The organism is Candidatus Skiveiella danica, from assembly GCF_022705245.1.
Lineage (GTDB): Bacteria > Pseudomonadota > Gammaproteobacteria > Burkholderiales > Burkholderiaceae_C > Skiveiella > Skiveiella danica.
The window spans coordinates 95,339-113,289 of the sequence record NZ_JAKJEW010000002.1 but is presented as its reverse complement, the minus strand read 5'-3'; the positions used below and the strand labels follow the sequence as shown (position 1 = coordinate 113,289).

Genomic DNA, 17,951 nt, shown 5'->3' with positions numbered 1-17,951 from the left:
CGCCCGCCAGCGCCGCGGCGCCCGCAGCGGGCCAGGATGCTTCGGCGGGAGCCGCGCCGCCACCGCAGCCAGCACCGACGTCGCCCTCCATCAGCGATGTGCTCAACCCGTTGGGCAACCCCGGCAACGTGTTGAAGGGACTGTTCGGGCGCTGAGCGGATCGGGTCCGCCCGGGCGACCCCACCGCCCGGCTTGTCTTGATCCTCGGGCCGCCGATCCGGTCCCAGAACTGTGAACCCCGGGCCTTCCGTACGCGGGCCTTAACCCAGGAGCAATCATGAATCCCTTGTTTCACCGCCTCGGCGGCGTAGCCTTTGTGGCAACTGTGCTGGTTTCCAACCCACTGTTCGCCCAGACCCTGGGCGGAGGCGGGGGCCCCGCCGGCGATGCATCCCAGGTGGAAAAATGCGACGCCCCCAAGGGCACGCTGGCGGTGGTCGAGCCCCAGTACGCGGTCCTGCAATCGCTTTCGCGCTACGGCCTGCAGTCACCGGCTGCCGTCATCCGGCTGATCATCCAGCAATCCAACTGTTTCCAGATCGTCGAGCGCGGCGCCGCGCTGCAGAACATGGGGCAGGAGCGGGCCTTTGCCGCAACCGGCCAGCTGCAGGGCGGCCAGAACATCGGCCAGGGCCAGATGGTGGCGGCGGACTTCCTTCTGACGCCCAATGTGGTGTTCTCCGACCCGAATGCGGGGGGCGTCGGTGGTGGTGTCGGCGGCCTGCTGGGCAGTTTTGGCGGACGCGCGGCGGCGGTCGGGGCGCTGGCCGGCGGGGTCAAGTTCAAGGAGGCACAGACCGCGATGACGATTGCCGACACACGCAGCGGCATCCAGGTGGCCGCAGCGCAGGGCAGCGCCTCGCAGACCGACATCAACCTGGGCGCCGCCGTGTTCGGGCGCTACGGAGGCGGCGGGCTCGGCGGCTACAGCAGCACCGCCGAGGGCAAGATCATCGCGGCGTCGTTCCTGGACAACTGGAACAACATCGTGCGCTCGATCCGCAACAACCCCTCGCTGATCCAGGCCAAGGCCGGCCCGGCCAACCAGGCCAACGCGGCGGCCAGCGTCAAGGCTGGCGCCAGCACCGGCAATGCGGGCGACGTTTTCCTGCCCAAGATCGCCGGCGTGAAGGTCTACCGCTCAGCGGCCGAAGGGGTTGAACTGCTCAGCCTGAGCAAGTTCGACGAAGTGATCTTCGAAGGCGAGGAGCAGAACGGCTTCATGAAGGTCGCCACGGCGAGGGGTTCGGGCTGGGTCAAGGCGATCATGATGCGCAAGCAATAAGCCTTGCCGCTGCGAAAAAAGGGCCTGCTATGCAGGCCCTTCGTGCTTTGGAGCGATCACTCACTTTGGTGAAAACCATTCCCGAGTCTAGAGAGAGAAAATCTTCCCCGGGTTCATGATGTTCTTGGGGTCCAGCGCGCGCTTGATGGTGCGCATCATGTCCACCGCGCCCGCTCCGGCTTCGGAGAGCAGGAAATCCATCTTGTGCAGCCCGACGCCGTGTTCGCCGGTGCAGGTGCCCTCCAGCTGCAGCGCGCGCGTGACCAGCTTGTGGTTCAGTACCTCGGCGATTTCGCGTTCCTCGGGTTTGTCGGGGTCGATCAGGTAGCCAAAGTGGAAATTGCCATCGCCCACATGGCCGACCAGGAAGTAGGGCAGGCCGGACGCATCGGCCTCGGCCACCGAGTCGAGCAGGCAGTCGGCCAGCCGGCTGATCGGCACGCAGGTGTCGGTGCTGATGGCCCGGCAACCGGGCTTGCTCTGGATCGCGGCGAAGTAGGCGTTGTGCCGCGCCGTCCACAGCCGGGTGCGCTCCTCCGGGGTGGTGGCCCATTCGAAGGCTTGGGCGCCGTGCTCGCTGGCAATGTCCTGCACCGTCTCGGCCTGCTCCTTCACGCTGGCCGGCGAGCCGTGGAACTCCATCAGCAGCAGGTGCTCCTCGCGCAGTCCGAGCTTCGCGTAGGCGTTGACCATCTTCACGGTGTTGGCGTCGATCAGCTCCACGCGGGCAATCGGCACGCCGAGCTGGATGGTCTGGATGGTCGTCTGCACGGCTGCGTCGATGGTCGGGAACGAGCAGATCGCCGCCGAGATCGCCTCGGGCAGCGGGTAGATGCGCACCGTGACCTCGGTGATCACGCCCAGCGTGCCCTCGCTGCCGACGAACAGGCGCGTCAGGTCGTAGCCCGCGCTGGACTTCTTGGCGCGCGTGCCGGTGCGGATGACCTCGCCGCTGGCGGTGACCACTTCGAGCGCCAGCACGTTTTCGCGCATGGTGCCGTAGCGCACCGCGTTGGTGCCGCTGGCGCGTGTGGCGCTCATACCACCGAGGGTGGCGTCGGCGCCGGGGTCGATCGGGAAGAACAGGCCGGTGGACTTGATCTCGTCGTTGAGCTGCTTGCGCGTGACGCCGGGCTGCACTGTCACCGTCAGGTCTTCGGCGTTGATGCTCAGCACGCGGTTCATGCGGCCCACATCGATGCTGATGCCGCCCTGCACCGCCAGCAGGTGGCCTTCGAGCGACGAACCCACACCGAAGGGGATCACCGGCACCTCGTGCTCACTGGCCAGCTTCACGGCATCGGCCACGTCCTGCGTGCTCTCGGCAAACACCACGGCGGCCGGTGGCGGCACGGTGGTGAAGGCCGACTCGTCGCGCCCGTGCTGCTCGCGCACGGCCAGCGCGGTGGAGCAGCGCTCGCCGAAGCGGGCCTTCAGGGCGTCGATCAGCGCGGCGGGTACCGTGCGTTGACGCACGTCGGGCACGAGATGGGCGAGGGCGGCGGGTGCATTCATGGCGGGTCTCCTGACTTTGCCGGCAGTTTACGGCCAGACCCGCTGCCGCGCCGGGGGCAGGGCCGGCAGCACTTCGCCGGGATCGGGCCGGGAGCATCGGCGTCCGCAGGAAACGCTATGTCATTGATAGCTGAAGGCGCTCAGCCGACAATGGGAAATGCCCGGGACGACACAGAATCCCGGATTTGGGGACGCCGCTCAGCCTGTGGGCATGGCCGGGCTTCTCAAGCGGTCGCCGGCACGCGCTCTTTCAGCGCAAACTTGAGGTCTTCCTTCAGGATGTGGTCGGTGATGACCTCGTAGGCGATGAAACCGACCAGCTCGCTGAGCTCCAGTTCGTGCTGGCGGTAGCGGTCGCGCAGCGACTGGGCTTTGGCCAGCAGCGCCGCATGGTGGGCCTGATGCTGCGCGGACAGCGGGAACCGTGTGCGCGCCATCACCGCCTCTTCGGTGATGAAGTGCTCCTGGATGTGCTCGGTGAGCTCGTCCAGCAGGAACTCGATGTGGTCACGCGCCTTGTTCTTCACCGCCGCGTTGATCAGGTTGTCACCGATGTCGAACAGTCCCCTGTGCTGGGCGTCGATCTGGGGATGGCCGCATTCGAACGACTTGCGCCAGCGCAACTGGATCAGCGACTGCGCGGAATCGCCGTCCGAGGTGCGGCTCATGCGCGAATGCTGGCGCGAGTTCAGCCGGGATTCGCTTTGCTCCAGTTCGCGCTGGAACCGGGTGCGTCTCAACAGTTCAATCCCAGCGACCGCCATCAGGATAAGGCCGCTGAAGACAGCGAGCGAACTGCGCAAGGCCACCATGGCCAGCACGCCGCCGGCCAGGTAGACAAACGGCAAGGCGTGGAAAAGACGGTCAGAAAGCGGGCTGCTTGCCAAGGGATTCTCCAAAAAAAATCCCCGAAGACACCGTGTTTTCGAAGACCGGAGAAATGTAGCAAAAAGTTTCAACGCGGCATTGATAAAAATCAAACGCCAGGAACGGGAGGGGGCCCCCGGCGACTGCGCGGGCATACGGCTTGATAGCACGGGAAGACGGTCCCGCAATGGGCGGAGGCGCAGGAGCACGAAAGGCCGCCGCCGGGCTTCAGGCCGCCGTCGCTGACGGCCGATCCTTCAGCGCGAACTTGAGGTCTTCCTTGATGATGTGCTCGGCGATGACCTCGTAGGTGATGAAGCCGACCAGCTCGCCCAGATCGAGCCGGTGGCTGCGGTAGGCGTCGCGCAAGGACTGCGCCCGCGAGAGCAGGTCGGCATGATGGGCCCGGTGCTCCCCGGAGAGCGGATACCGGGTGCGCGCCAGCACGGCTTCCTCAGTGACGAAATGCTCCTGGATGTGCTCGGTCATTTCGTCGAGCAGAAACTCGATGTGGTCGCGCGACTTGCCCTTGACCGCCGCATTGATGAGGCCGTCGCCGATGTCGAACAGCTTGCGGTGCTGGGCATCGATCACCGGATGGCCGCATTCGAAGGACTTGCGCCAGGACAGCTGGATGAGCGACTGGGTGGAATCGCCATCGAGGTTGCGGCTCATGCGCGAGTCCATGCGCGAATGCTGGCGCGAATTCAGGCGGGATTCGCTGCGCTCCAGCTCGCGCTGGAAACGGGCGCGGCGCAGCAGCTCGATACCGCCGACCCCGATCAGGATCAGGCCGCTCAAGACAGCCAATCCGTTGCGCAGGGCGAGCATGGCCGCCACGCCGGTCACCATGTAGATGAACGGCAGCGCCTTGAAGAACCGGTCTGAACCCTTGCTTCGTGCCATCTGGAAGGAGAAATCTGTATCCAAGTGTAAACGGATTGTCGAGGGCGTTGCGCTCCGCGGGCCCCGGCGGCGCGGAGCCATCCGGTTTCCCTCGGTGGCGCCACCGCAGACGAGCGAGGGCGCTCGCGGCGACAATCGGCACCACGAAGGAGACACACCATGGGCAACCGACTTACGCAGATCGCTACCCGCACCGGCGACAACGGCACCACCGGCTTGGGCGACAACCAGCGCGTCAGCAAGAACAGCCTGCGTGTGCACGCGATGGGCGACGTGGATGAGCTGAACTCGAACCTGGGCGTGCTGCTCTGCGAGCCGATGCCCGACGAGGTGCGCAACCTGCTGGTGGAGATCCAGCACCAGCTGTTCAACCTCGGCGGCGAGCTCAGCATTCCCGGCTTTGAGCTGCTCAAGCCCGAGGCGGTGCTGGCGCTGGACGAAGCGCTGGCCACCTACAACGAGCAACTGCCGCGACTGCAGGAGTTCATCCTGCCCGCCGGCACGCGCGGCGCGGCGCTGGCCCATGTCTGCCGCACGGTGGCGCGGCGTGCCGAGCGAGCGGTGGTGGCGTTGGGCAACGAGGAGGCGCTGAAGGAGACGCCCCGCCAGTACCTGAACCGCTTGAGCGACCTGATGTTTGTGCTGGCCCGCGTGCTGAACCGCCACCGCAGCGACGGCAGCGTCGGGGACGATGTGTACTGGCGCAGCGAGCGCTTGAAGCAGGGCGCGGCCGAGTGAGCGAAACGGCGGCACTTGCTGAATACTCACGAATCCATAGCGCACGGTGACCCTTCCACGCTGGGGAAAGGCACTTTTGATTCAGTTTTTCACCGCGGGTGCTCGCCCAGCCCCTGACTGACGCGCTCGCTCATCCAGCGCAGCAAATCGATCCACATCTGGCGCATCTCGGCATTCAGCGGCGTGCGCTGGGCGTTCGGCAACTCCACCGTCACCACCGGCACGCCCTTGTGCACGCCGCCGTAGTTGCCCAGCGAGCCGGGGTAGATGCCCACCTGGTCGAGGTACAGGCGTCCCAGGCGCGCCGGAGGCACACTGGGCCCGTCGAAATCGAGCACGCCGAAGGGCGCGTGGATGCTCACGATCAGGTGCGGCTTGAAGCGCGCCATCTCGTCGTGCAGGTAGCGGCTCTCCGGCTCGGACAGCGGCCGAGGGCCGGGCCAGCGGCGCGGGTCCTTGCGAGTGCGCTGTTCCCAGTAGAACGGCGCTTCGCGGTCCCAGCGCGGGGTGGGGAAGTTCCGGTTCAGGTCGACGCCATTGGCGTTGACGCGCCGCGGCGGGCGCGCCGTCAGGCCGTCCGGGTTCAGCGCGGGAATGAAGCGCCAATGCACCGGCTGCGCCAGATCCATCGGCTGGCTCTGTGCCAGGGCGAGCCAGTGCAGGGCGACCGAGGTCGATGACAGCTCGTCACCATGCATGCCGCCGAGCACCAGCACGCGCAGCTTCGCGTCAGGGCTGGGCATGTCGCGCAGCAGGATGGAGCGCCCCTTCACCGAGCGCGCCGGGCCGGGCACCAGCAAGGCATCACGGCACAGGGCGGCCGACACGTTGGGCAGGTGTGCCACCAGCTCGTCGCAGGGGGGCACAGCGGGCCGTTCGGCGCCGGTTTTAGGGATTTTTTCGGCCCATCCCAGCGCCGGAAGGCCACAAACTGCTATCAAAAAGAGACGGGTCAGACGCTGGCGCAAACGCCGTCCGGCGGCGGCCGGGAGCCTGGTGAGCGGCGCGAGGGGCGTCAAAGGGCTGATCACCCCGTCATTATTGGCCCGATCACTCGTCGCGCTCGCCGGCTTCGTACAGCGTCTCGCGGCCCATGCGGTCGATGACCAGTTCGGCCGTCCAGGGCAGCATCAGCGCGCCGCAACGGCTGTCGCGGTACATGCGCTCCAGCGGCAGGTGGCGCATCATGCTGGTGCCGCCGCAGGTGCGGATGGCCAGGCGCGCGATGTCGTTGGCGCCTTCCATCACGCTGTAGTGCGCGGCGTACAGGCGCAGCTTCTCGTCCTTGCTCGGGTTGGGCTTGGCCTCCTGCACCGCGCGCAGGAACAGCGAGCGCATGCTCTCCAGCTGGATGCGCATCTGCGCCACGGCCATCTGCTTGGTCGGGAACTGGCGGCGCTTGACCGGCGGCTCGCCGGGTACTTCGCCGCGCAGGTACTGCACCGTGAAATCGTAGGCGCCAGCGGCCAGGCCCATGTAGGTGGCAGCGATGGTGAAGAACATCGCCGGCCAGGTCTGGGCGCCCTTGAAGTACACGCCGCGCGGCATGAGCTGTTCGTCGTCGCTGACGAACACATCCTGGAAGGTGAGGGTGCGGCTGACCGTGCCGCGCATGCCCAGCACATCCCAGTCGCCGCTCACGGCCACGCCGGGTGCGTCGGCGGGCACGGCCATGTAGAGGGTGTCACGCGCGTCGGGCTTGTCGTCGCCCTTGTCCTCGGTGCACAGCACGCCGTAGAAGTTGGCGGCCCCGGCGAGCGAGGCGAAGATCTTGCGCCCGTTGATGCGCCAGCCCCCTTCCACCTTGCGCGCCGTGGTGCCGAACGGCGCGCGGCCTGCGGCGGCGGCGCTGCCTTCGCTGAAGGGCTGGGCGTAGACCGCGCCGTCCTTCACCACGCGCTCGAAGTGGATCTGGCGGCGGCGCAGGTGCTCGGCGCGCTCCTGGTCGCTCATCGGGATGCCGTCGGCCAGCACACCGGTCCACATGGTGGAGCAGATGTGCATGTTGTAGGTCAGCGCGGTGGTGCCGCAGAAGCGCCCCAGCTCGGCGGCCACGAACATGTAGGTGGCGTAGTCGGCGCCCAGGCCGCCGTCGGCCTCGGGCACGCACAGGCGCAGCAGGCCGGCCTCGCGCAGGTCGTCGTAGTTGGCAAAGGGGAAGCTGCCCTCGCGGTCCCACAACGCGGCGCGGCCGGCGAACTTGTCGCGGCCCAGTTCATGCGCCAGGGTCAGCAGGCGGCGCTGCTTGGCCGTCAGTGGGGTGTCGCCGACGGCTGGGGTGAAGCTCAAAGGGGCTTGCTCGGTCATGGGTGGTGTCTCCTGGAAGGTCGGTGGATGCGATCGGTTCGTGCGGTGCAATGGGTCAGTCGAGGGAGCCGCCCAGCGTGGCCAGCACGCCGCGCCACAGGGCGTCGCGCTCGGCGTGCGGCTCGGGGTCGGTGCGCCCGCTGGCCTGGTCAAAGACCGCCGTCTGCACCATGACGATGCCGCTGGCAGGCTGCACGTAGATTGTCTGGCCGTGGATGCCCTGCAGCGCGAAGGTGCGGGTCTTCAGCGGGTACAGCCAGAACTGGTAGCCGTAGCCGAAGAAGGGGGTGGCGCGGCGCGGGCCAAAAGCCGGGGGCCGGCGCGTGGCGTCGGTGGCCTCAAGCAGGTACACGCGTGGCACGATGGCGCGGCCGTCCCGCTGCCCGTCCTGGGCCAGCAGCAGAGCGGCGCGGGTTCGTGCTTCGGCCATGAGCAACAACAATCCGGTCTGCTCAGTGCAGGGTGCGCCGGGCCTGCGCCGCCGTGTCGGCGAGGAAGCCGAGCACCAGGGCATCGAATTCGTCGGGCGCCTCCAGGTTCTGCAGGTGGCCGATGCCGGGCAGCTCGGCATAACGGCTGCCGGCGATCTGGCCCGCCATCTTCTGCATCACGGCCGGCGGCGCGTTGCGGTCGAATTCGCCGGCCACCAGCAGCGTGGGCACCCGGATCAGCGGCAGCGCGGCGCGGCGGTCGAAGGTGACGATGGCCTCCAGCGCCTTGCGGTAGGCCGGCGGGTGCACACCCGCCATGCAGCGCGTGGCCAGTGCGACGCCTTCGGGCAGCGAGCCGGGGCCGATCATCTGGGGCACCAGCACCTGCGCCAGGTCGGCCATGCTCTGGCCCGCGTCCAGCGGCGCGGTGCGCTGGGCGATGAAGTCGCGCTGCCAATCGCCATCGGGCTTGCCGAAGGAGGGCGAGGTGCCGCACAGGATCAACCGGTTCACCAGCTCGGGCCGGCGCGCCACCACCTCCTGCGCCACCATGGCTCCCATGCTGTGCCCCAGCAGGATGACCGAGCCCCCATGCTCGGCACGGCGGCGCTCGTCGTCGGCACCGAGCAGGGCTTCGATCAGCGCGATGCAGCTCTGCGCCAGACCCTTGAAGGTGTAGGGCTCGATCGGCGCGCTGTGGCCGTAGCCGGGCATGTCCCAGGCCACTGCGCGGTAGCCCAGCGAGGCGAAGGTTTCAACCTGCGGCGCGAACGCGCGGTGCCCGCCGCCGATGCCGTGCAGCATCAGGATGATGGGGCCGGAGCCCAGCGAGGAAAAGGTTGGCAAGGCGGTCATCGGGAAGCCTGTGTACGCGCTCGGTCAGTCCACCACGCGGCCGTGGTCGACCACCGTGGCGCCGTCGAGCTGCACTGTGCAGTGGCGCATCGGCAGGTCGAAGTGGCCCAGCGTGTAGCGCCCGGCCACCTCGTTGGCGCCGGTGCTGTAGAGGAAATTGCCGGCAAAGGCGCGCAGCTCGGTGCCGTTGAAGTCGCGCTTGTCGTACAGCGCCATGCTGTCCCAGCGCGCGGCGTCGCACAGGCCGTAGCCGACGTGTGAAACCGCGTACGCCTCCCGGTCGCCCCACGCCTCGATGTAGCTGCGCATCAGCTGCGCGTCCAGCCCCGCGCCCTCGATGGCGGTGACGTAGTCGTTCTCGATGGTCAGCGTGATCGCCGATTCGACGTACCGCTTGAAGGTCAGGTTCACATCGCCGGACGCCAGCACCAGCGTGCCGTTCACGCTGCCCGCCGCCGGGAAGGCCAGCGCAATGCCGCCGGGCCAGTGGGTCAGGGTGCCGGGCCGTGTGGTGAAGCCCCAGTTGCCGCCGGCCACTGCGCCTTCGAGCGAAATGCGCAGATTGGTCCCCGCCGGGGATGAGACGGTCATGGCCTTGGCCGCGCGCAGGCGCTTGATGTGGTCCTTCACGCGCGCCTCCGTGGCGTCGTCGGGCATCAGGCGCACCAGCGCCTCGGGGTGTTCATTGCTGATGTAGATGACGCGGGTGCCGCCTTTCAGGATGGCGGGCAGCTCGGGGGCATGCATCAGGCCTTCCACGGTGCAGTCCACCACCAGCGTGCTGGCGGCCAGCGCGTGGATCACCGGCTTGATTTGCTGGATCGCGTCCGACGCGCCCGTCGACCGGGTGGGTGGCCCGGCGCGGCCCACCACGCTGGGCAGCGTCAGAGTGAACACTTGCGCACCCAGACGCTGGGCCGCGAGGCGCGCCAGCAGCGGCAGTATCGGGCGGCTCTGGGTTTCGGCCAGAATGGCCACCGTGTCGCCTTTTTGCAGCGCGCAGCGGCCCAGCACCGCCTCGAAGGCGTCCAGCCAGGCCGGTTCGATGATTTCCTGCAGCATGAATCGCCTTTCACCAATCCCGCGCTCCCGGAATGGGCATTGCGGTTCGTCCGAATCGGTATCATTATTCATGAAATTTCATGTAATTGGCAATCCACGATGAGCCCACCCCGCAAGGCCGCGCCGCCGGTGTTTTCACCGCGGGAGTTCCGCGCCAGCCTGGGCATGTTTGCCACGGGTGTCACCATCGTCACGGCCCGCACGGCCGAAGGCGAGCAGGTGGGGCTGACCGCCAATTCGTTCAATTCGGTCTCGCTCGATCCGCCGCTGGTGCTCTGGAGCCTGGCGCGCGCGGCCGGCTCGCTGCCGGCCTTCAGTGCCGGCTCGCACTACGCGATCAACATCCTGGCGGCCGACCAGAAGGCGCTGGCCGAGCGCTTCGCCGCGCGCGGCGCGGACCGCTGGACCGGCGTGGCCTTCACCGAGGGCGCCGGCCGCGCACCGCTGCTGGCCGGCGCGGCGGCCACTTTCGAATGCTTCAACCGCAGCCGCTACGAGGAGGGCGACCACGTCATCTTCGTCGGCGAGGTGGAGCGCTGCAGCCACCGCGCGGACGCCTCGCCGCTGCTGTTTCATGGCGGCAAGTTCTACACCGAGCACCCGTTGCAGGCCGACAGCTCGGCCCCGCAGGCGCCAGACCCGCGCTTCGTGGGCGGCTACCTGGGCTACCTGCTCGGTCAGGCCAGCCATGCGGTGTACCGCAACTTCGAGCGCTCGGTGGCCGCGCAGGGGCTCACCCACATCGCCTGGCGGGTGCTGGCGCTGCTGCATGACGCCCATGCGGCAGCCACTGCAGCTGGCGCGGGTGCAGCGCCTGCGGCGGACGGCACGATCCCAGGCGTTGATGGTGCGGTGCCCGTGGGCCAGCTGGCGCGCGACGTGCTGGCCAAGCAGCCCACCGTGACCAAGCTCGTGCAGCGCATGGCCGACGAAGGCCTGCTGGTGCTGCGCGCCGACCCGCAGGACCAGCGCCGCACCCTGGTGGCGGCCAGCGAGGCGGGGCTGAAGGCGGCGCGCATTCTGATCACCGAAGCCCGGGCCCAGGAGCAGGGCCAGCTCGCGCACTGGTCCGCCAGCGAGGTCGACGCCCTCAAACGCATGCTGCAGCGGCTGGCGGCGGGTGGGTGATGGGCCTGCCAACAGAATTTCAAACAAAATCAGCCCCATCCCAGCATATTCAGGTCATTGTTTGCTATCAATAAATAAGTTACTGATGCTCGTGACCCTGGCCACCGACGTCGCAGCTGTCGCCTCGCGGACCGCCTTGCCGGGCGCGCGGCCCGTACCATGCACGCCATGACCGTCCGCAAAGACCACCTCGACGTCACTGCGACCACGCTGCTGTTGGCCTGCTGCCTGTTCTGGGGTTTCCAGCAGGTGCTGGTGAAAGCCACGCTGGCCGAGGTGCCGCCGGTGTTTCAGGCGGCGGTGCGTTTTGCGGGGGCCACGCTGCTGCTGTGGATCTGGTGCCGCATGCGCGGCGTGGCGCTGTTCACGCGCGACGGCTCGCTGGGGGCGGGCCTGCTGGCCGGCGCTTTGTTCGCCGGGGAGTTCGCCTGCATCTACCTGGGGCTGCAGCACACCTCCGCTTCCCGCCTGACCGTGTTTCTCTACACCTCGCCGTTCTGGGTGGCGGCCCTGCTGCCGTTGTTCGTGAAGACCGAGCGGCTGCGTCCGGTGCAATGGGCTGGGCTGGCCTGCGCGTTTGCGGCCGTGGCCTTTGCGCTGCGCGAGGGCTTCCTCGGTGGCGGTGCGGGCGTCACCTGGCCCGGTGACTTGCTCGGGCTGGCAGCGGGCGCCCTCTGGGGCCTGACCACGGTGACCATCCGCTCGACGACGCTGGCGCGGGTTTCGGCGGAGAAGATGCTGTACTACCAGGTGGCGGTCAGCACCATCGTGCTGCCCTTCCTGTCAGCGGGCCTCGGCGAGCACTGGGATTTCGAATTCAGCGCCTTCGCCGCGGTGTCGCTGCTGGTGCAGACCGTGGTCGGCGCGTTCGCGAGCTACCTGGCGTGGATGTGGATGCTGGGGCGCTACCCGGCCACGAAGATTTCGGTGTTCGTGTTCTTCACGCCGATCTTCGCGCTGCTGTTCGGCGCGCTGTGGTTGCGCGAGGCGGTCACGCCCAGCCTGCTGGCCGCGCTGGCGCTGGTGGCGGCGGGCATCGTGCTGGTGAACCGCAAGCCGGGCTGAGCGGCTCGTTGCTCAGTGAGGCTGCGCGCGCGTCGCCGCGCCAAGGGGGGCCATCCGGTCTTCGCGCAATCCCCTCGCGGCGAGTACCTGCTGGTAGAACTCCTGCATCCGCCGCGCCAGGCGGCTGGCCGACCACCCTTGTGCATAGTCGCGCCCGGCCGCGCCCAGTGTCTCGCGCAGGGCGCTGTCGTTCAGCAGCCGCATCACCTTGGCGGAAAAGTCGGCCGCATCCTCCTGCGCGATGTGGACCCCGAGCCCCTCGCGCAGCACGTCGCGGGTGCCCAGCTCGGCGGTCGAGACCACCGGCACGCCTTGCGCCATGGCCTCCAGCAGCACCAGACCCTGGGTCTCGGTGCGCGAGGCGAACACGAACACGTCGGCGGCGCGGTAGCAGCTGTTCAGCGCACGGTGGCGGTCCAGGTAGCCGATGAACAGCGTGTGGGCACCGAGGCCGAGGCGGCGCGCCTCGTGGCGCAGGCTCTCCAGGGCCGGACCCTCGCCTGCGATCACGAGCAAGACACCGGCAATCGTCTTGCGGACTTCATCGACGGTTTTCAGCAGGAACTCGATGTTCTTTTCGTGCGCCACGCGACCGACAAACAGCAGCACCGGCCGGTCTGGGGGGATGGCGTGGTCGCGGCGGAAGCCGGGGCGGTCGCCCGGCACAAACCGACCGGCCTCCATGCCCGTGGGGATGACTTCGGTCGGCGTCGTGATGCCGTAGGCCTTCAGCACCTGCAACATGGGGTGCGACGGCACCACCATGCCATCCAGGCGGTTGCCCTGGTGCCGGGAGAACCGCTTGGCCAGGAGCCGTGTGACCGCACGCGGAATCAGCGGGACGTAGTGGTGCAGGTACTCTTCAAAGAAGGTGTGGTAGGTCTCCACACAGGGAATGCCCAGCTGCCGTGACAGCCGGACGCCCAGGTAGTGGGCCACGAACGGCGTCTGGATGTGCAGGATGTCGTAGCGCTCGGCGCGCAGTTGTTCGGTGCGCCCGATGACCCACCGGTAGCTCATCAGGCGGTCTTCGGGGTCGAACGGGATGCGCCGCGAAGGCACGCGCGTGATCTCCGCTTCGTCGTCGCCGGCGCTGCCGTAATCCGGCGCAATCAGGTGCACCGTGTGGCCCTGATCGCGCAGGTGGTGGCGAAAGGTTTCGATCGACGTCGAGACGCCGTTGACCCGGGGGAAATAGACGTCGGAGATGAACAGAATTTTCATGTCGGATGAGCGGTTGAATCCACCACGAGTTGATCTGGGTACATGCGGCGCACAGCGGGCGGGTCGGGTGGCTCCGTGCGGGGTCAGCGCAACAGGACCAGGGCCCAGACCAGCGCCAGGTTGACCAGGCTGAGCAGCACGGCGGCGCTTCCGATGTCCTTGGCGCGCTTGGCGAGCCGGTGGTTGTCCAGCGAGATGCGATCCACCGTCGCTTCGATGGCCGAGTTGATCAGCTCGACGATCAACAGCAACAGGACGCAGGCAATCATCAAGGCCCGAGCGGCCATGTCTTGCTCCAGCACAAAAGCCAGCGGCACCAGCACGCCGGCCAGCAGGACCTCCTGGCGAAACGCATCTTCATTGCGAAAAGCCTCCCGAAGGCCAGCGCACGAATAGCCGAAGGCAATCAGCAGCCGCCGGATCCCGGTCTTGCCTTTGTGCGGGCTTTCCATCGGCTCCATGTCAGGCGGCGAGCAACGGGGGTGTGGCCGGGACCACCACCCGATTCCAGTGGATCAGCTCCATGCGCCCGTCCAGGTGCTCGACGATGGCGGTGCAGCTGTCCACCCAGTCGCCGCAATTGATGTAGGACAGGCCATCGACTTCCTTGATCATCGGCCAGTGGATATGGCCACAGATCGCGCCGTCCAGGCCCTTCTCGCGGGCGTGGCGGATCACGGATTCTTCAAAGTTGAAGATGAAGTTGATCGCCGTCTTGACTTTGCGCTTGGCATAGCCGGCAAGCGACCAATAACCCGGGCGCTTGAGCGTGCGGCGCAGCCAGGAGAGATAGATGTTCAGCCGCACGAGCAGGTTGTAGGACTGGTCTCCCAGGATCGCAATCCACCGGTGGTGCCGCGTCACCTGGTCGAATTCATCACCGTGCAGCAGCAGATAGCGCCGCCCGTCGGCGGCGGTGTGGATGTAATCGTTCTCGACCAGGATGTTGCCAAACGAGGAACCGATGTATTCCCGGATGGCTTCATCATGGTTGCCGGGAATGAAGATGACCTTCTCGCCATGGCGCGCGCGCCGCAGCATTTTCTGGACGAAGGTGTTCTGTGCCGGCGGCCAGTGGATGCCGCCCCGGCTCATGGACCAGAGGTCGACGATGTCACCGAGCAGGAACACATGTTCGGCCGAATACGCTTTCAGAAAATCCAGCAGGTGGTGGGCCTGGCAGGCTTTTGTGCCCAGATGAATGTCGGAGAGAAAGATGGAACGGACCTGGCGCATCGTCACACCGAAGCCGGGGTCAGGGAAACGAAGCAGCAAGGCTTCAGGTCTGTGGGCGTGGGTCTCTCGAAATCGCGTTCCATGCCCTAGCATGGCAGGCGCATGTTGCAGTGGCGTGACAGCCTATTTCATCGGCACGAAGTGACCGTTCCAGCCGACCGTTGCGATCCTGAGCCGGTCCGCTGCCAGTCTTGATATCCGGAAGGTCCCCCCTTGACCCAGCGATTGGCGCATGAGCCAGTTCGCCGCCGGCCCCAGGCGGATCTGCTCTCGGGAAAACACGATTTCCAGATCGACGCCGGACAGGCAGATGACCCCGGTGCTTTCAGCCCAGAGGCCTTCCCGGGTCTTGGTGAATTCAAGCGCCAGCACGCCCTGGCGCTCCGAGATGGAGACCAGCAGGGGCTTGCCATCGCCCATGGTGGTCTCGGTCCATTTCAACGGAAAGGCCGGCTCTCCGGTCATGCGCGCCAGTTCCTGGACCGTTGCAGCGCACCCGGGTGTCGCGGCGGACACCGAGATGCACGCCACGTTCAGGCACGCCAGAAGGAACAGGCTTGTCGGGCGCATCACCTGGGGTCCGTCAGACGCGACGGTTCCCGTCCCGCCAGGACAGGCCTGTGGCGGCGCCGGCGTCGTTGCGTGCTCTTCTTCGTTCAAAGTGTTTCAGGGCCACGTAGGTCGCGGTGCCCATCAGGATCGAGACGATCAGGAAGGCGCCGTAGGCCAGCGGCCAGGGCATGCCCTGCGTCATCATGGAGAACTCCGACATGCCGCCCATGCCGGCCAGGATGTTGACGGGCATGAACACCACGCCGAAGACCGTCAGCTGGTTGATGCGCTTGTTCTGGTTGATGTTGATGAAGCCGACGGTGGCATCCATCAGGAAGTTGATCTTGTCGAAAAGAAACGAGGTGTGGCTGTTCAGCGACTCGATGTTGCGCAGGATCTGCTTGGCATCCTCCAGCTGGGCAGCCGACAGGGTCTTGCTGCGCATCAGAAAGTTGATGGCGCGCTGGGTGTCCAGGATGTTGCCGCGGATGCGGCCGTTCAGGTCTTCTTCCTCGGCGATGTCGCCCAGGATGGCGGCTGCCTGCCCGTCGCTGATGGTCTCGCTGAGCACCTGGCGGCCCACTTTGCCAAGCGTGGCGTAGATGGCTTCCAGCGAATCGGCCGAGTATTCGACGTCGGCCCCGTACAGATCGAGCAGCACGTCGTGGCTGTCGGATGCATAGCCCACCTGCGTGGCCGCCAGTCGTCGCTGCAGGCGGAACACCGGCAGCTCTTCATTGCGCAGTGAAAACAGAATCCCCTTGTGCAGGATGAAGGCGACCGGCACGCTGCGGGAGTCGCCTTCCTTGTCGAGCAGAAAGTTGGAATGCAGGTAGATGCCTCCGCTTTCCTCGACGTGGTAGCGCGTGCTGACTTCCAGGTCCGTCACATCGTCGGGGTCGGGCAGGGTGAGGCCGAAATGCGCGCCCACATAGGCCCGCTCGGCCTTGGTGGCGCCCAGCAGGTCGATCCAGATGGCCGAGAGTCCGTCGAGGTCTTTCCGGCTTTCGATCACCACCTGCCGGAGCTTGCCGTCGACCCGTTCGAACGCCTGAATCTGGCTGTCGCCAAAGGAGGGTTCCCGGCTGCCGACCAGCTGCTCCCGGCGCGCATCCGACATTTCCCAGAGGACTTCGTTTTCGCGGCCCGGCGGCACCTGCGCCCACAGATACGTGGCATCGGCCAGGGGCAATGCCTCAAGGATCGCGCCGAGCTCGGGGGTGCTGAGGGGGGCCATCAACTGGTGCAGTTCAGCCAGATGCTGTCGGTGCACCAGCGTTTCCACGATGTCCTGGCGAGGCATGTGCTGCCCCTGCACCATGCCCTCGACGCGCCGTTGCTTCTTCAGGATGTCCGCAACCCTGTCCAGCAACCCAGGCAGGTCGGCAGGTGGGTTCAGTCGGGCGTCCACGGCGTTGACAGGGCGGGGCGTCGCAAGGGGGGCTGGGCTTCCGGCCGCCGGTCACCCTGGGCGAAACGACGGCCGCTGGGGTCGAGGGACATCGTTCGGCGTGCCGCTCAGGCGGACGGCTTGGCGCGGTTGATTTCCGCCGACTGCAGGGAGACGTCGAACAGGCGCGCCTTGCCCGCGTAATACCGGTCGAGGCGCCACTCATCCAGAATTCTCAGCGCCAGCGCGAAACGCTGGAAATCGAGGGTGTAGAGCTGGGAGATAGGAAAGTCCACCTCCGATTCCAGGGCCAGCACCAGACGGGACAGGGTCTGGGCGGCGGGGTCGAAAGGGTCCTTTTCAATGAACTTCCGGGCTTCCTTGAGGGCATGCATGGGTGGGCTTTCGAGAGGGCGGTCAAGCGGCAGGTGAATCCATCGGATCGATGGAGGATCCCGCGCGATTGGTCGTTGAAGGGGGTGCCCGATTGTGCGCTGGAGCTCACCCTTCGTTGATGAAGGTTTTGTGACAGGGGCGCGCCGGGTCAGCCCGCGCTGCCGGTGCCTGAGCCCCAGTAAAGGCGGTTTGGATTGTCGACGCGCGCCGCCTCGACAGCGGCGCGGTCCAGCAGCCAGTCGTCCAGCGCGTGGTGCAGCGCCGGGTAGTCGGCATGGGCTTCATGGTTGGTGCAGGGCCAGTCGCTGCCCCAGAGCAGACGGTCGAGCCCCAGTTCGCCCAGCCACAAGCGCGCCAGCGCGCCGGCGTCCAGCCCGCCCAGCCGATAGGCGCCGCTGAGCTTCACGTGCACGGGCGCCTGCCGCGCGCGGGTTGCGAGCGCACGCACGGTGGCGTCACCCGCCGCCATGGTTTCGGGCTTGCCCAGGTGGTCGATCACCAGCGGCAGTGCGGCGGGCAGTTGCGCCAGCACGCCGGGCAGCCGGCCGATGTCGGTGTGCAGCTCCACGTGCCAGCCCAGGGCGGCCAGGGCGTCCCACAAGGCGGTGGCGGCAGACCACTCCGGAATGTGGTGCGAGACGCCTGACAGGTTCAGCCGGATGCCGCGCACGCCCGCAGCGTGCAGTCGCGCCAGCGTGTCCGCGTTGGCGGTGGGCGCCACCACGGCGACGCCGCGCAGCGTCTCGGGGTGCTGCGCCAGCGTGGACAGCAGCAGGCGGTTGTCGGTGCCCAGAAAACTGGTCTGCACCAGCACGCCGCGCCGCACGCCCAGCGGCCGGGCGGCGGCCTGCCATGTTGCCAGGGGCGCGGCATAGGCTGGCGTGTAGCGCGCGCCGGGCTGAGCCTGGTGCGCGTCGAACACATGAAAGTGGCTGTCCACCGCCGTTTTTGACAAATCAGGAACCATGGTTTACATTCTAGTCATCTAGAGGAC

The 17,951-nt window shown here is 67.1% G+C and carries 18 protein-coding genes and 1 pseudogene; 4 read left to right on the top strand and 15 right to left on the bottom strand.

Features of this window, described 5'->3' with window-relative positions; genetic code table 11:
* Window positions 1-277 precede the first annotated feature (277 nt).
* Window positions 278-1,285 (top strand): CsgG/HfaB family protein, encoded by a 1,008-nt coding sequence (locus tag ACMUOY_RS01705; RefSeq protein ID WP_413890441.1) that lies wholly within the window; start codon window positions 278-280, stop codon window positions 1,283-1,285.
* Between the two features lie 87 nt (window positions 1,286-1,372).
* Here the strand turns inward: ACMUOY_RS01705 and ACMUOY_RS01700 are convergent, their stop codons facing one another.
* From ACMUOY_RS01700 to ACMUOY_RS01690, 3 genes are all read right to left on the bottom strand, one after another.
* The gene (locus ACMUOY_RS01700) at window positions 1,373-2,800 is read right to left on the bottom strand and encodes an FAD-binding oxidoreductase (protein ID WP_413890439.1); all 1,428 of its coding nucleotides are present in this window, start codon (window positions 2,798-2,800) and stop codon (window positions 1,373-1,375) included.
* Between the two features lie 224 nt (window positions 2,801-3,024).
* Window positions 3,025-3,648 (bottom strand): bacteriohemerythrin, encoded by a 624-nt coding sequence (locus ACMUOY_RS01695; RefSeq protein ID WP_413890437.1) that lies wholly within the window; start codon window positions 3,646-3,648, stop codon window positions 3,025-3,027.
* A 247-nt stretch (window positions 3,649-3,895) separates the two neighbouring features.
* Window positions 3,896-4,573: a bacteriohemerythrin gene (locus tag ACMUOY_RS01690; RefSeq protein WP_413890435.1), complete on the bottom strand. Its 678-nt coding sequence runs from the start codon at window positions 4,571-4,573 to the stop codon at window positions 3,896-3,898.
* 159 nt (window positions 4,574-4,732) lie between these two features.
* On the opposite strand from ACMUOY_RS01690, the gene ACMUOY_RS01685 reads away from it, so the two are divergent.
* A complete protein-coding gene (locus tag ACMUOY_RS01685; protein ID WP_413890433.1) occupies window positions 4,733-5,311 on the top strand; it encodes a cob(I)yrinic acid a,c-diamide adenosyltransferase in 579 nt (192 codons plus the stop codon).
* 89 nt (window positions 5,312-5,400) lie between these two features.
* Here ACMUOY_RS01685 and ACMUOY_RS01680 read toward each other — a convergent pair whose 3' ends face one another.
* The 5 genes from ACMUOY_RS01680 to ACMUOY_RS01660 all read right to left on the bottom strand — a co-directional run bounded on the left by ACMUOY_RS01680 (window position 5,401) and on the right by ACMUOY_RS01660 (window position 9,966).
* Window positions 5,401-6,177 carry a DUF2817 domain-containing protein gene (locus ACMUOY_RS01680; protein ID WP_413890431.1) on the bottom strand — a complete coding sequence of 259 codons (777 nt, stop codon included), beginning with the start codon at window positions 6,175-6,177 and terminating at the stop codon, window positions 5,401-5,403.
* Window positions 6,178-6,361: 184 nt separating this feature from the next.
* Window positions 6,362-7,618 carry an acyl-CoA dehydrogenase family protein gene (locus ACMUOY_RS01675; RefSeq protein WP_413890429.1) on the bottom strand — a complete coding sequence of 419 codons (1,257 nt, stop codon included), beginning with the start codon at window positions 7,616-7,618 and terminating at the stop codon, window positions 6,362-6,364.
* Between the two features lie 55 nt (window positions 7,619-7,673).
* Entirely contained in the window at window positions 7,674-8,048 is a 375-nt protein-coding gene (locus ACMUOY_RS01670) for a hypothetical protein (RefSeq protein ID WP_413890427.1), read from the bottom strand.
* Between the two features lie 22 nt (window positions 8,049-8,070).
* Window positions 8,071-8,904, bottom strand: coding sequence for an alpha/beta hydrolase (locus ACMUOY_RS01665; protein ID WP_326539941.1), 834 nt, complete (start codon window positions 8,902-8,904; stop codon window positions 8,071-8,073).
* Between the two features lie 24 nt (window positions 8,905-8,928).
* On the bottom strand, window positions 8,929-9,966 hold the full coding sequence (locus ACMUOY_RS01660) for a peptidase M29 (RefSeq protein WP_413890425.1): 1,038 nt from the start codon (window positions 9,964-9,966) through the stop codon (window positions 8,929-8,931).
* 99 nt (window positions 9,967-10,065) lie between these two features.
* Here ACMUOY_RS01660 and ACMUOY_RS01655 point away from each other — a divergent pair.
* Together ACMUOY_RS01655 and ACMUOY_RS01650 are read left to right on the top strand one after the other, a co-directional pair.
* A pseudogene (locus tag ACMUOY_RS01655) lies at window positions 10,066-10,572 on the top strand (flavin reductase family protein); the annotation flags it as partial.
* Window positions 10,573-11,262: 690 nt separating this feature from the next.
* Complete coding sequence (locus ACMUOY_RS01650) at window positions 11,263-12,159, top strand: DMT family transporter (RefSeq protein ID WP_413890423.1); 897 nt, start codon at window positions 11,263-11,265, stop codon at window positions 12,157-12,159.
* Between the two features lie 12 nt (window positions 12,160-12,171).
* Here the strand turns inward: ACMUOY_RS01650 and ACMUOY_RS01645 are convergent, their stop codons facing one another.
* The 7 genes from ACMUOY_RS01645 to ACMUOY_RS01615 form a co-directional block, all read right to left on the bottom strand.
* The gene (locus ACMUOY_RS01645) at window positions 12,172-13,383 is read right to left on the bottom strand and encodes a glycosyltransferase (RefSeq protein ID WP_413890421.1); all 1,212 of its coding nucleotides are present in this window, start codon (window positions 13,381-13,383) and stop codon (window positions 12,172-12,174) included.
* An 83-nt stretch (window positions 13,384-13,466) separates the two neighbouring features.
* On the bottom strand, window positions 13,467-13,835 hold the full coding sequence (locus tag ACMUOY_RS01640) for a diacylglycerol kinase (protein WP_413890419.1): 369 nt from the start codon (window positions 13,833-13,835) through the stop codon (window positions 13,467-13,469).
* Window positions 13,836-13,845: 10 nt separating this feature from the next.
* Window positions 13,846-14,658, bottom strand: a complete 813-nt coding sequence (locus ACMUOY_RS01635; RefSeq protein WP_413890417.1) for a UDP-2,3-diacylglucosamine diphosphatase — start codon at window positions 14,656-14,658, stop codon at window positions 13,846-13,848.
* 84 nt (window positions 14,659-14,742) lie between these two features.
* Entirely contained in the window at window positions 14,743-15,189 is a 447-nt protein-coding gene (locus ACMUOY_RS01630) for a hypothetical protein (RefSeq protein ID WP_413890415.1), read from the bottom strand.
* A 13-nt stretch (window positions 15,190-15,202) separates the two neighbouring features.
* Window positions 15,203-16,582 carry a magnesium and cobalt transport protein CorA gene (locus ACMUOY_RS01625; protein WP_413890413.1) on the bottom strand — a complete coding sequence of 460 codons (1,380 nt, stop codon included), beginning with the start codon at window positions 16,580-16,582 and terminating at the stop codon, window positions 15,203-15,205.
* A gap of 107 nt (window positions 16,583-16,689) precedes the next feature.
* On the bottom strand, window positions 16,690-16,956 hold the full coding sequence (locus tag ACMUOY_RS01620; RefSeq protein WP_413890411.1) for a hypothetical protein: 267 nt from the start codon (window positions 16,954-16,956) through the stop codon (window positions 16,690-16,692).
* A 149-nt stretch (window positions 16,957-17,105) separates the two neighbouring features.
* On the bottom strand, window positions 17,106-17,924 hold the full coding sequence (locus tag ACMUOY_RS01615; protein ID WP_413890409.1) for an amidohydrolase family protein: 819 nt from the start codon (window positions 17,922-17,924) through the stop codon (window positions 17,106-17,108).
* Window positions 17,925-17,951: the final 27 nt, after the last annotated feature.

Bases quoted from the DNA above. Each gene is read 5' to 3' on its own strand.
- ACMUOY_RS01705 (WP_413890441.1), top strand. From the start codon at position 278: ATGAATCCCTTGTTTCACCGCCTCGGCGGCGTAGCCTTTGTGGCAACT.
- ACMUOY_RS01700 (WP_413890439.1), bottom strand. From the start codon at position 2,800: ATGAATGCACCCGCCGCCCTCGCCCATCTCGTGCCCGACGTGCGTCAA.
- ACMUOY_RS01690 (WP_413890435.1), bottom strand. From the start codon at position 4,573: ATGGCACGAAGCAAGGGTTCAGACCGGTTCTTCAAGGCGCTGCCGTTC.
- ACMUOY_RS01685 (WP_413890433.1), top strand. From the start codon at position 4,733: ATGGGCAACCGACTTACGCAGATCGCTACCCGCACCGGCGACAACGGC.
- ACMUOY_RS01675 (WP_413890429.1), bottom strand. From the start codon at position 7,618: ATGACCGAGCAAGCCCCTTTGAGCTTCACCCCAGCCGTCGGCGACACC.
- ACMUOY_RS01670 (WP_413890427.1), bottom strand. From the start codon at position 8,048: ATGGCCGAAGCACGAACCCGCGCCGCTCTGCTGCTGGCCCAGGACGGG.
- ACMUOY_RS01665 (WP_326539941.1), bottom strand. From the start codon at position 8,904: ATGACCGCCTTGCCAACCTTTTCCTCGCTGGGCTCCGGCCCCATCATC.
- ACMUOY_RS01660 (WP_413890425.1), bottom strand. From the start codon at position 9,966: ATGCTGCAGGAAATCATCGAACCGGCCTGGCTGGACGCCTTCGAGGCG.
- ACMUOY_RS01650 (WP_413890423.1), top strand. From the start codon at position 11,263: ATGACCGTCCGCAAAGACCACCTCGACGTCACTGCGACCACGCTGCTG.
- ACMUOY_RS01645 (WP_413890421.1), bottom strand. From the start codon at position 13,383: ATGAAAATTCTGTTCATCTCCGACGTCTATTTCCCCCGGGTCAACGGC.
- ACMUOY_RS01640 (WP_413890419.1), bottom strand. From the start codon at position 13,835: ATGGAAAGCCCGCACAAAGGCAAGACCGGGATCCGGCGGCTGCTGATT.
- ACMUOY_RS01630 (WP_413890415.1), bottom strand. From the start codon at position 15,189: ATGCGCCCGACAAGCCTGTTCCTTCTGGCGTGCCTGAACGTGGCGTGC.
- ACMUOY_RS01620 (WP_413890411.1), bottom strand. From the start codon at position 16,956: ATGCATGCCCTCAAGGAAGCCCGGAAGTTCATTGAAAAGGACCCTTTC.
- ACMUOY_RS01615 (WP_413890409.1), bottom strand. From the start codon at position 17,924: ATGGTTCCTGATTTGTCAAAAACGGCGGTGGACAGCCACTTTCATGTG.